General features: G+C 69.7%; 13 protein-coding genes and 1 pseudogene. 5 read left to right on the top strand and 9 right to left on the bottom strand.

All coding sequences use genetic code 11. From position 1 onward, the window contains the following. Together IEY82_RS32090 and IEY82_RS32085 are read left to right on the top strand one after the other, a co-directional pair. Window positions 1-432: RNA-guided endonuclease InsQ/TnpB family protein (locus IEY82_RS32090; RefSeq protein WP_189128011.1), on the top strand; the 432-nt coding region annotated here is incomplete at its 5' end. Between the two features lie 194 nt (window positions 433-626). Next, on the top strand, window positions 627-998 hold the full coding sequence (locus tag IEY82_RS32085; protein WP_189128010.1) for a hypothetical protein: 372 nt from the start codon (window positions 627-629) through the stop codon (window positions 996-998). A gap of 43 nt (window positions 999-1,041) precedes the next feature. Here the strand turns inward: IEY82_RS32085 and IEY82_RS32080 are convergent, their stop codons facing one another. Next, window positions 1,042-1,701 carry an endonuclease V gene (locus IEY82_RS32080; protein ID WP_189128009.1) on the bottom strand — a complete coding sequence of 220 codons (660 nt, stop codon included), beginning with the start codon at window positions 1,699-1,701 and terminating at the stop codon, window positions 1,042-1,044. An 85-nt stretch (window positions 1,702-1,786) separates the two neighbouring features. Between IEY82_RS32080 and IEY82_RS40015 the strand changes: the two genes are divergently transcribed. Next, window positions 1,787-2,920: an alpha/beta hydrolase family protein gene (locus IEY82_RS40015; RefSeq protein WP_263648812.1), complete on the top strand. Its 1,134-nt coding sequence runs from the start codon at window positions 1,787-1,789 to the stop codon at window positions 2,918-2,920. Between the two features lie 34 nt (window positions 2,921-2,954). Further along, window positions 2,955-4,394 carry an FAD-dependent oxidoreductase gene (locus IEY82_RS32070; protein WP_225264191.1) on the top strand — a complete coding sequence of 480 codons (1,440 nt, stop codon included), beginning with the start codon at window positions 2,955-2,957 and terminating at the stop codon, window positions 4,392-4,394. A gap of 60 nt (window positions 4,395-4,454) precedes the next feature. Here the strand turns inward: IEY82_RS32070 and IEY82_RS32065 are convergent. Continuing rightward, window positions 4,455-5,344, bottom strand: a protein-coding gene (locus IEY82_RS32065; protein ID WP_372459757.1) for an IS5 family transposase whose coding sequence is annotated in 2 segments (ribosomal slippage) — window positions 4,455-4,960 and window positions 4,960-5,344 — 891 coding nt in all. Because the reading frame shifts where the segments join, the coding sequence is not laid out codon by codon here. Window positions 5,345-5,407: 63 nt separating this feature from the next. Between IEY82_RS32065 and IEY82_RS32060 the strand changes: the two genes are divergently transcribed. Then, window positions 5,408-6,148 carry a sulfite exporter TauE/SafE family protein gene (locus IEY82_RS32060; RefSeq protein ID WP_225264192.1) on the top strand — a complete coding sequence of 247 codons (741 nt, stop codon included), beginning with the start codon at window positions 5,408-5,410 and terminating at the stop codon, window positions 6,146-6,148. A gap of 86 nt (window positions 6,149-6,234) precedes the next feature. Here the strand turns inward: IEY82_RS32060 and IEY82_RS32055 are convergent, their stop codons facing one another. From IEY82_RS32055 to IEY82_RS32025, 7 genes and pseudogenes are all read right to left on the bottom strand, one after another. Further along, window positions 6,235-6,630, bottom strand: a complete 396-nt coding sequence (locus IEY82_RS32055) for a RidA family protein (protein ID WP_225264194.1) — start codon at window positions 6,628-6,630, stop codon at window positions 6,235-6,237. After that, entirely contained in the window at window positions 6,627-7,208 is a 582-nt protein-coding gene (locus tag IEY82_RS32050; protein WP_225264197.1) for a helix-turn-helix domain-containing protein, read from the bottom strand. Before IEY82_RS32050 ends, IEY82_RS32055 begins: the two co-directional genes overlap by 4 nt. Window positions 7,209-7,422: 214 nt before the next feature. Continuing rightward, the gene (locus IEY82_RS32045) at window positions 7,423-8,406 is read right to left on the bottom strand and encodes a hypothetical protein (RefSeq protein ID WP_189128007.1); all 984 of its coding nucleotides are present in this window, start codon (window positions 8,404-8,406) and stop codon (window positions 7,423-7,425) included. 203 nt (window positions 8,407-8,609) lie between these two features. Then, window positions 8,610-9,287 (bottom strand): type 1 glutamine amidotransferase, encoded by a 678-nt coding sequence (locus IEY82_RS32040; RefSeq protein ID WP_189128006.1) that lies wholly within the window; start codon window positions 9,285-9,287, stop codon window positions 8,610-8,612. 64 nt (window positions 9,288-9,351) lie between these two features. After that, window positions 9,352-9,894 (bottom strand): hypothetical protein, encoded by a 543-nt coding sequence (locus IEY82_RS32035; RefSeq protein ID WP_189128005.1) that lies wholly within the window; start codon window positions 9,892-9,894, stop codon window positions 9,352-9,354. A gap of 117 nt (window positions 9,895-10,011) precedes the next feature. Continuing rightward, window positions 10,012-10,611, bottom strand: a complete 600-nt coding sequence (locus IEY82_RS32030) for a substrate-binding domain-containing protein (RefSeq protein WP_189128004.1) — start codon at window positions 10,609-10,611, stop codon at window positions 10,012-10,014. A 97-nt stretch (window positions 10,612-10,708) separates the two neighbouring features. After that, window positions 10,709-11,122 (bottom strand): annotated as a pseudogene (locus tag IEY82_RS32025) (FGGY-family carbohydrate kinase); the annotation flags it as partial. Window positions 11,123-11,132: the final 10 nt, after the last annotated feature.

Genomic DNA, 11,132 nt, shown 5'->3' with positions numbered 1-11,132 from the left:
CGGCTGTTGAAGAAACGCCGCCGTAAAGAAGCACGTTTCGCCGCCGACGTCAACCACACCATCGCCAGACGCATCGTGACCGAGGCTGCACGCACCGGGCGAGGTATCGCCCTGGAAGATCTCCAGGGGATCCGCGACCGGGTACGGCTCCGCAAGCCCCAGCGGGTCACGCTGCATGCGTGGTCGTTTCACCAGCTCGGCCACTTCATCGCCTACAAGGCGGCCCGTGCCGGTGTCGCCCTGGTCCACGTGGACCCGGCCTACACCTCGCAAGCCTGCTCGGCCTGCGGGCACGTGGCCAAGAACAACCGGCCCGACCAGGAAACCTTCGCCTGTACGTCGTGCGGCTTCGCTGAGCACGCCGACGTCAACGCAGCCCGCAACATCGCCGCACGCGGTGAGACGGGCTGGGCAGTGAGTCACGCTGCCTGACGCGGACCGGACCGTCGAAGCCACCGATGGCCAGGAGCTGCAAGCTCAGTCCCTTCAGGGCTGAGAAGCTGACGCGTCTGAACGCCCTCGGCCGGCGTACGACCGTCGGAGTAGGGCGAATGACTACGGACGGCGGATGTCCCGAGATGGCCTGGGCCCGATCATGGGGAGCTCACGAATCTAAGGAGAGTCCAGTGGTCACCCAGGTCGCCCAGAGGAGCGGATACCTGACCGCGTTCAGGATCGTCGCCGCGCTGAGCATGCTCTCGGTGCTCGTCCAGGCGGTGACGGCCGGGCAGTTGATGAGCGGCGTGGCCGAGTCCGCGCACGGATCGGGCGCCACGGCGGTGCACGTGCTGGGGCTGGCGCAGCTCATCGCGGCCGTGCTGCTGTGGCGGCCGGGGCGCGGGGCGGGCTGGCCGGCGCTGGTCAGCCTGGCGGCGCTGCTGCTCGGGGCCGTTCAGTCCATGCTGGGCGGCACGGGCCAGGTGTCCCTGCACGTGCCGCTCGGGATGACGCTCTTCGGGCTCAGCGTGTGGCTGGTCGTCTGGTCCTGGCGCCGCTGAGCGGCCGTCCGGGCGGTGCCGGTGCGGACGGGTGCCGGTGCGGTCAGGTGCCGTGGCGGGCGAGGTGGTCGGCCTTGCGGATCGGGTCCGGGAGGCGGAAGCGGGGGGCGAGGCGCAGCACCTGGTCCGTGACCGTGTCGAGGTCGATGCGGTGGCCCGGCGAGACGTACACCGGCTTGATGGCCCGTTGCGTGCGCAGCGCGCGGCCGACCGTGGAGTCGCCCAGCACGATCGGGGTCCACGAGCCGCGCTCCCGGCCCGGGGTGGTGTGGGTGCCGACGAAGGGGGTCTTGGCGACGCCGAGCGAGGGCAGGCCGGTGAGCACACCGAGGTGGCAGGCCAGGCCGAACCCGCGCGGGTGCGCCAGGCCGTACCCGTCGCAGACCAGCAGGTCGGGCGTGACCGTGAGGCGTTCGAGGGCCTCGACCAGCGCGGGCAGCTCACGGAAGGCGAACAGCCCGGGAACGTACGGGAAGGTCGTCCTGCCGTGCACCGTCACCTGTTCCACCACCGACAGCGTGCCGGAGTCGAGCACCACCACGGCGGCGGTCAGCTCGTCGTCACCGTGGTAGTGCACGTCGAGGCCCGCCACCAAGGCGAAGGCGGTGGGTCCGGATCGTTCGACGTGAACGCGGAGGCGGTCCTGGACGGCCTCCGCCTCCGCGACACTCGTCGGCCAGGGGTGAAGCTGATTTACACGCACCTGGCCAACCTACGTGATCTTCTGAAACCGCATACCAAGGTCGAATAAAGGCCTATCGGCGACATGTTCTGTAGTGTCGTGATTCATGATGGATGCCGTGGTGGTCGTCGGACCGGGCCTGGTCGCCGATCCCGCCCTGCTCGGCGAGGCCGCCGAGCGCGAGTTCGCCGCTCTCGGCGTGCGGGGCACGATCGTGCACGCGCGGGACGCCGCCGAGGTCCTCTCCTGTACGGCACGCGCCGGAGACTCCGGCACCGCCGTCGTGGCCGTCCCGGGACCCACGCCCCAGGCACGGGAGCTGATGGGCCGGGCGGCCGGGCCGGTCGTCTGGCTGGACCTGGCCCGGGCGGACGACACCGAGGTGGGGGAGGGCGCCGCCCACCTGCACGGACGGGGGGTCGAGGGCCTCACCTGGGCCATCCGCCACGCGGTGCACCGGCTGAGCCACCCCCGACGCCGCGTCCCGTACGGCGATCACCGTGACCAGTGGGCCGACCTGTACCTGCCGACGCTCCCGGCAGATCCGCCGGCGGCGGTTTCGGCGGGGGATTCGGCGGGGATGGCGGCCTCGGCGGGGGCGCCGGTCGCGGTGCTGGTGCACGGCGGCAACTGGCGCGCGGTGTGGGCCGCCGACCTGATGGACGCGCTCGCGCTCGACCTCGTCGGCCGCGGCTTCGCCGTCTGGAACCTCGAATACCGCCGCCCCGACCCGCACGGATGGCAGGCGGCCACCGACGACGTGGCCGCCGGCCTGGACGCGCTGGCCGGCGTGGACGCGCCCGTCGACCTCGACCGCGTCGCCGTGGTGGGCCACTCGGCCGGGGCCCAGCTCGCCCTGCGGGCCGCCGCCGACGGGGCACGGGTCTCGCTGGCCGTGTCACTCGCGGGGATCCTCGACCTGGTCGAGGCGGACCGGCGCTGGCTCGGCTCGGGCGCCGTCGCCGCCGCCCTCGGCACGCGCGCCGACGCCGGGTCGCGGCTGTACGGCTCCGCCAGCCCGCTGCTCCGGCTGCCGCTCAAGGTGCGCCAGCTGGTCGTCCAGGGCTCCGGCGACGAACTCGACCTCGTCGACTTCGGCCGCCGGTACGCCCGGGCCGCCCGCGAGGCCGGAGATGACGTTACGTACCTGGAAATGTCCGGCGACCACTTCGCCGTGATCGACCCCCGAGCCCCCATCTGGCGCACCACCGCCCTCGCCATCACCGAAACACTCCACTGACGCCCGCGCCCGCACGCACCGGCCGCTCCCGCTCATGGACGCCGAGGTCCGGTGGGCGACCGGCCGCGCCGACCTGCCCGGCCGCCCCCGTCTCAGCACCTGGCGTTGGTACGGCGAGCCCCGGGCATGGCTGGACATCGTCGCCGCTTCGCCGTACGAAGAGGTGATGGAGGTCACGATCGTCGGCGCGGGCCTGGTCGGCTGCCTGCTCGCCTGCTTCCTGGCCCGTCGCGGCCACCGCGTCATCCTGTACGAACGCCGTGACGACCCGCGCGAGCGGGGAGCGGACCGGGGCCGGTCGATCAACCTGGCCGTCTCCGCCCGCGGCATCGACGCGCTGCGCCGCCTCGGCCTCGACCGCGAGGTGCTCGGCGAGGCGATCGCGATGCCCGGCCGGATGATGCACGCGCCCGACGGCACCCTGACGTTCCAGCCCTACAGCGCCGACCGCGGCCACGCGATCCACTCGATCGGCCGCGCCGACCTCAACAGGAGGCTGCTCGACGCCGCCACCGCCCTGCCCGGGGTCGAGGTGCGCTTCGGGCACCGGTTGACCGGCCTGGACCCGCGTACCGGCGACCTGGAGTTCGACTCGGGCGCGACGACCGTCCGGGCGCGGGTGGTGATCGGCGCCGACGGCGCGCGCAGCGCGGTGCGCGCCACGCTGCAGGCGCTGCCGGGCACGGACTTCAGCCAGGAGTACCTCGACTACGGTTACAAGGAGCTGAGCATCCCGGCACGCGACGGCGCGTTCGCGATGGAACCGGGGGCGCTGCACATCTGGCCGCGCGGCCGGTCCATGATGATCGCGCTGCCCAACCCCGACCGCTCGTTCACCTGCACCCTGTTCTGGCCGCACGACCAGCTCGCCGCGCTCGACGACCCCCGCCGCATCAGCGCGCACTTCGCCGAGCACTACGCCGACGCCTGCGACCTGATGCCGGACCTCGTGCCCGCCTACCAGGCCAACCCCGTCGGCCACCTGGTCACCGTGCGCTGCTCGCCCTGGCACGTCACCACTGCCGCCATGACGGTCGGCCTGGTCGGTGACGCCGCCCACGCGATCGTGCCGTTCTACGGGCAGGGCGCCAACTGCGGCTTCCAGGACTGCGTCGAGCTCGACCGGTGCCTCGACGAGACCGGCGACGACTTCCCCCGGGCGCTGGAGCTGTTCGAACGGCGCAAGGCCGACACCGACGTGATCGCCAGGCTGGCGCTGGACAACTTCGTGGAGATGCGCGACAAGGTGGGCTCCCGGCTGTTCCTGGCGGGCAAACGGGCCGAACACGCGCTCGAACGGCTGCTGCCCGGCAGGTACGTCTCCCAGTACGAACTGGTGTCGTTCACCACCACGCCGTACGCCGAGATCGAACGCCGCGTCGCCCGCCGGCGCCGCCTGGTGGCCGCGGCCGGTGCCGCCGTGCTCGCGATGGGGGTGACCGCGGGCCTCGCCCGTGCGGCGAGGCGCCGGTGAACAGCCCGTGCCCCGCGGCCGGAGGCGACGGCCAGGCCGTGTGGCGCGATCGGACACGGCCTAGAGCCTGTCTGACAATTCGGCCTGGCGGAGCCAGAGCATCATGGACGCGATGACGGCGCCTGAGAGATAGCGGCTGGCCAACTTGTCGAAGCGGGTGGCGATGGCTCGCCATTGCTTGAGTTTGGCGAAACACCGCTCGACCAGGTTGCGGTCCTTGTAGGTCGCCGTGTCGAAGGTGGGAGGGCGGCCGCCGTAGCTGCCCTTTCGCTTGCGGTTGGCGATCTGGTCCTTACGCTCGGGGATGACTGCCTGAATACCGCGCCGGCGCAGGTAGAGGCGGATCTTCTTGGAGGAGTAGCCCTTGTCACCCAGCAGGCGGTCGGGTCGGGTGCGGGGACGGCCGATTCTGCGGCGCAGCCGGAACTTGGCCATCACCGCCTCAAAGGCCGTGCAGTCCACGACGTTGCCGCCGGTCAAGTGGAGCGTCATGGGCAGTCCACGGCCTTCGGTGATCAGGTGGAGCTTGGTGGTAAGTCCGCCTCGGGAGCGCCCGAGCGCCTGCCGTCTTTGGGACTCCTTCGTGTCGATCGTCCCGTTGTCGTCCCCCTTTTTCGCGCTCCGGCAGCGTGCTGGTGAGCGCGGGCAATAGTGGAATCGATGCTGACGGTCAACTCGACGGTACCGATCGAATCGTCCTTGACCTGCATCTCTTCCAGCAGGCGGGCCCAGGTGCCGTCGTTGTCCCAACGAGAGAAGCGCTCGTAGCAGGTCTGCCAAGGACCGTAGCGCTCGGGAATGTCCCGCCAAGGCGCTCCCGTCCTCAACCTCCACAGGATCCCGTTGATGACCTCGCGATGATTCCGCCAGGGACGCCCGCGCCCGTCCGCGGTGGGCAGTAACGGCTCGATCCGCTGCCAGGCCATGTCAGTCAGCTCACCACGTCGCACCACGAACGATCATCTAACCGCATCGGCCGTGATCATTTATCAGACAGGCTCTAGCATGTCCAGGTGATCGTCGGAGAGGTCCTGGGCCTGCTCGGGGTGGGTGTGGCGGCCGGGGTGGTCAGCACGGTGGTCAGCCTCGCGTCGATCGTGTCCTACCCGGCACTGCTGGCCTTCGGGCTGCCGCCGCTGACCGCCAACGTCACCAACACGGTGGCGCTGGTGTTCACCGGTCTCGGCGCGGCCTTCGGGTCCCGGCCGGAGCTCACGGGGCAGGGCGGCCGGGTGACCAGGCTCGGCTGGGTCACCGCCCTGGGCGGCGCGACGGGGGCGTTCCTGCTGCTGGTGACGCCGTCGCGGACGTTCGAGCTGATCGCGCCGTGGCTGATCGCGGTGGCTTCCCTGCTCCTGGTCCGCCCCCCGTCGGGCCGTCTCCACGGTGAGCACGGGGTGCTCATGCGGATCGCGCTGTTCGCCGTGGCGATCTACGTCGGTTACTTCGGCGCGGCGGGCGGCATCCTGATGTTCGCCGTGCTGAGCGCCATGTTCGACCAGTCACCGGCCAAGTCCAACGCGCTGAAGAACGTGCTGTCCGGGCTGGCGAACGCGGTGGCCGCGGCCGGGTTCGCCCTGTTCGGGCCGGTCGACTGGGGCGCCGCGCTGCCGCTGGCCGCCGGGTTCCTGGTGGGTGGCTGGCTCGGCCCGAAGATCGCCCGTCGGCTGCCCGGCCAGAGCCTGCGTTATCTGGCCGCCGCCTGCGGCCTCGCGGTCGCCGCCAAACTCGGCTACGACTCGTACACGGGCTGAACCGGCATCCGGTCACCCGAAGGCTCCGCTTATGGGCGAACCACAGGACGAACTCCGCCGGCCAGGCGCCCCCGCGTCCCGCCGGTCTATCCGTCGACGGCGATCGCCTCGATCTCCAGCAACCACTCCTCGGTGTAGATGTCGGTGATGATGACGGTCAGCGCGGGCGTGTGACCGCCGAGGATCTCCGTACGGATGCGCGAGTTGGCCTCCCGGTATCGGCGGTCGGACAGGTAGATGGTCACCTTGGCGAGGTTGCGCACGCCCATCCCGGCCTCGGCCAGCACCGCGAGCACGTTGCGCCAGGTGATCCGGCACTGGGTGTCGAAGCCCTCGGGGACCTTCCCGTTCTCCGCCCAGGGCACCTGACCGCTGACGAACACCATGCGGCGCGCCCCGGTGACCATGGTGCCGTGCGTGTAGTCGCTGGGCGCCTGCGGCAGGAACGCCGGGTCGATCGGGCGGATGTCCAGAGCGGTCACAGATCCTCCAGGACTGCGTGATGATCGTTGATGGTTACCTGCATCGCGGTGTAGTAGACGCATTCGACGTCGCCGGGATTGGCGAAGGCGTGCGTGCAGTCACCGGCGTAGTAGAGGGCGTCGCCGGTGTCGAGGGTGTGGTACACGCCGTCGAGCGTCACGGTGAGCCGCCCCGCCTCGACCGCGACATACTCACGGGAGCCGGGAGCGTGCGCCGCGAACGCTCCGATCACCACGCCCGGCGGCACGGTGGTGCGGATGAACTCGAACTCGACGCCGGGCAGGTTCGGCGACAGAATGCGCCGCTGCCAGCCGGCGGCGTCGAGAATGGCCGGCTGCTGCGCCGCGCGCAGCATGATGACCCGTTCGGGCTGTTCCTCGCCGAGCAGCCGGGACACGGTGACGCCGAGCGCGGTGGCGAGCCGAGCCAGGACCAGCACGGTGGGCAGCTTCGTCCCGCGCTCGATGTCGGAGATCATGCTGCGGCTGACCTCGCTGCGGCTCGCCAGCTCGTTGAGGCTGAGCCCGTGCCGGAGGCGCTGCGCGTGCAACCGAGCGCCGAGCCCTTCAACATCCACGCATTCCACTATAGGGGAAATATTCCGCCAAAACGTCCTAGTCACTGGATGGGACGGGCTGCCCCTCTGGTCATGCCCGAGACTCCGAAAGGAGGGACAGGTCCTCGCGGCTCGGCATGACGCATCAGCTGACGGGCCGCCAGCGGTGTGATCGCATTACGCGGAATCCCCGATGATGGACGTGTCAACCCCGGTCGGCGAGCAAATGCATTCGCTATTCATTGTCCAGTTTGCGGTAGGTGAGACCGTTGAGCTGAGTGCTCTTCGGCCACAGGAAGGAGTGACATGTTCGGCCGTCTTCGTCCAGCTCGCAGTTCTTGTTGATGCCGATCACATGTATGGTCTTCACGTGGCTCTTCTTCAGGATCTCACGAAGAAGTATCGGATTTGACTCGGCCTCGATATAGCCATAAATCTTACCTGCGCTCGACGCTTTGGTGAGACGATCATATGTCAGTCCGAACTGCCGAAGCGTGGAATCATCGTCAGGCGTCAGCGTGGAAACCCATGAGCGAAACTCCTCGGTCAAAGCGTGGCTGTCTCCCGAGCAGGCTCGGCAGAACATGGTGCTCCGGCTGTCCCAGTAAACCGGAGCCGGTTCTGCGGCGGGCTCGAACAGGGCATTGGTGAAAGTGATATAACCCTTGTCGCGAATCTGTTCGGCGGTCATAGGCGTTTCGAGCTCGACCAGGGCCGTCACCCCCTTGGCCCGTCCGGCGCCGCTGAGAATGCGGTGTATTTCCTGCTTTGATGAGATGCTGTTCAGGGGCGAGCCCATACGTCGCACCGCCGATCTCAAGGAAAATGCTTCTCCGGGTATTGGGGTGGAGCCATGAATTGCCGCAGATTCTTCCATGGGTGTTCGATCGGCAGAATGTGAGAAGTAGATCTGCCCCGTATCACTGTTCTGCCGAATCGCCACGGTGGCGTGATCGTTCGCGACGGGATCGATCCGCCATGACGGCCTGACGGCTACCTCAACGGCCGGCTCTCCGAAGGAGCGTAACGCGGGAAAATTTTCACCGTGCACAGCGTACTCGGGATGTGTGGCTCTGAACGCATTGGCCACCACATATCCGTATCGTCTCAGCTGGGCCGTATCTTGTTCCAGCTCCTCGGCTGACGGCTCCGACGTGGTGCATGCGCCGAGGAGTAACGCGCCTGCCATTGCACTAGCCGCGATCAGAACAAGTCGCATGAGTCCGACCTCCGTATCACGCCGTCAAACGTGATGCTCGGGACGTTGAGTCGCCAGGCAGCCCGCTTGCGCTTATGCTGACCATTCGATCAATCTCCGGTCACAGCCTCCGCTGCCTGCCGCATATCCGTATTGTTGGCTCCTGACCGGCCTTCGCTTCAAGCTTCTGATGCGGTTTTCGTCATGCTCCCGGTGTCCGGTGGTCAGATGAGTTTGGCGAAGCGGGTGGTGACCTCACGCCAGATCGGTGTGGAGATCGGTTCGTCGGCCACGGCTGCGGCGTAGACCTCGTCGGGGTCGAAGCCGGCGATCTCCCACTGGCGGATGCGTTCGGGCACCACCTCGGGGTGGAACTGCACGCCCCAGGCCAGATCGCCCAGCCGGAACGCCTGGTAGGGGCAGGCGGCCGTCTCGGCCAGCCAGACCGCGCCGGGCGGCAGGCCGGTGATCGCGTCGACGTGGTGCTCGATGGCGGGCACCACCGGGGGCAAGTCGCGGAACAGCTCATCGCCGGCGGCCTCGGGCCGGATCGTGATCGGGACGCTGCCGTTCTCCGGAGCGCCCGCGTCGGCCGTCACCTCGCCGCCCGCGACCTCGGCGAGCATCTGGCCGCCCAGGCAGATGCCGAACAGCGGCACGTCCTCGGCCAGCGCCTGGGCGACCAGCGCCCTGGCCGGCGCCAGCCACGGCGCCCGGTCGTCGTCGCCGGGCAGGCAGCCGTCGCCCAGCATGACCATCGCGCCGTGCCGGAGCGTCGTGGGCACGGGGTCGCCGTCGTAGGCGTGGCGGACGTCCAGCCCCAGCCCGGCCTCCTCCAGCCAGCGGCCGAACCGGCCGGGGCCGCCGCTGCGGCTGTTCTGCACGATCAGGACGTCACGCACCGTGCTTCCCATCGCCGATCTTGGTGTCACGCATGCCCGGCATTCTGCCAGGCGCGGACACCCGTCAGTCGCGATGCATCGGCCGCGTGACGTCCTCCGGCGGCGGCTGACGGTACGACGGCCCCGGAGCGGAGTACGGCGGGCCCGGATCCCGGTGCGCAGAGCCCTGGTCGCGGTACGACTGTCCCTGGTCCTGATAGGACGGGTCCTGGTAATGCTGGCCCTGGTACGGCGGGCCGTGGTCGTGGCCCGGAGAGTAGTGGCCTGGCGTCACCACCGGCGGACGGGTGGACCGCCAACGCGACGGGAAGGCCGACACCACGAGCAACGCGACGCCGAGGAAGAGGAAGAGCCCGGTGTGACCGAGGGTCAGGTAGCCGGACCGGAACTGGCCGCCGATCCACGCCTCGGGCAGCGCAATCAGGCCGCGCATGTCCAGTATCGGGACGATCCCGAGCCCGGTGAACATGAGCCCGCCGATGAGTGAGGAGACCGGCGACAGCCGTGAGCCGGTCAGCAGGGCGAGCAGCACGCCCGCGACCACGAGCCCGCCGAGCCCGGCCCAGGAGGTGGTGAACCGCTGGTAGCCGGCGGAGACGTCGGTCACTCCGTACATCAGACCTGCGGCGATCAGCGGAGGAAGAACTAAGCCGGCGACGATTCCGAGAACATGACGAATCCCAGTTGACATGATCAACCCCGTATGTCCGGTTAGGGGGACAACCTACCGCGTGGATTCGCGGACGACGAGATCCGGCTGGAACATGATCTGCTGGTGCGCGTGCGTCTCCGGGTTGTCGCACTCGTCCAGCAGCAGTTCGGTGGCCACCCGGCCGAGCTGGTAGGTCGGCTGCCGGATCGAGCTGAGCGACACGGCCGAGGCCGAGGCGAAGTCGATGTCGTCATAGCCGATCAGCGACACGTCGCCGGGCACCCGCACGCCCGCGTGCAGCAGGCCGCGCAGCACGCCCAGAGCCAGCAGGTCGTTGGCGCAGAAGAGCGCGCCGGGCAGCGCCCCCTCGGAGAGCAGCTTCTCGGCCGCCTCCTGCCCGGCCTTCGCCGTCATCGTGGGCATCGAGATCTCGCGCAGCTCGCGCGGGTCGCGACCGGCGGCCGTCAGAGCCTGGTACGCGCCCCGCCGCCGGTCCTGGCACTGCCGGATGGAGGCCGAGCCGTGCCTGACGAAGCCGAGGTCCCTGATCGCCGCCTCGACCCGCTCGCGGGTCTCGCCGGCCACCTTCTCGGGACGGTTGAGCACGTTGGACACCGTGCCGGGCGACACTCCCGCCCTGGCCGCGACTTCCTTGATGCTCACAGTCCTCATCGGTGCCCCGTGGCTCGTAGACGCGCACGCCCGCGCTTCGTCGTACCAGATCCCGCATCTCGGCCAGATCGCCGACCAGGCCACGTGCCCGTGCCTGGACCAGCGCGTTGCCCAGCGCGGCCGCCTCGACCGGGCCGGCGACCACCGGCAGGCCGGTCGCGTCGGCGGTGAGCCGGCACAGCAGCCCGTTGCGCGAGCCGCCGCCCACCAGGTGCACCACCTCGACGGGCCGGCCGCTGAGGCGGACGGCGCCGGTGATGGCCCGCTGGTAGGCGAGGGCCAGGCTCTGCAGGATGCATCGTACGACCTGGGCGCGGTCGGCCGGTGGGCGCCGGCCGGTGCGGGCGCAGTAGGCGGCGATGCGGCCCGGCATGTCGCCGGGCGCCAGGAACGACGGATCGTCGGGGGCGATGACCGCGTCGGTCCCGGCCCGCTCGGCCTCGGCCAGCAGGTCCGTCAGGCCGGGCTCGCCCCAGGCACGCAGGCACTCCTGCAGGATCCACAGGCCCATGACGTTGCCA

Origin of the sequence: Nonomuraea cavernae (assembly GCF_014646355.1) — a bacterium.
GTDB classification, from domain to species: domain Bacteria; phylum Actinomycetota; class Actinomycetes; order Streptosporangiales; family Streptosporangiaceae; genus Nonomuraea; species Nonomuraea cavernae.
This window is presented reverse-complemented; position numbering and strand designations above follow the sequence as displayed.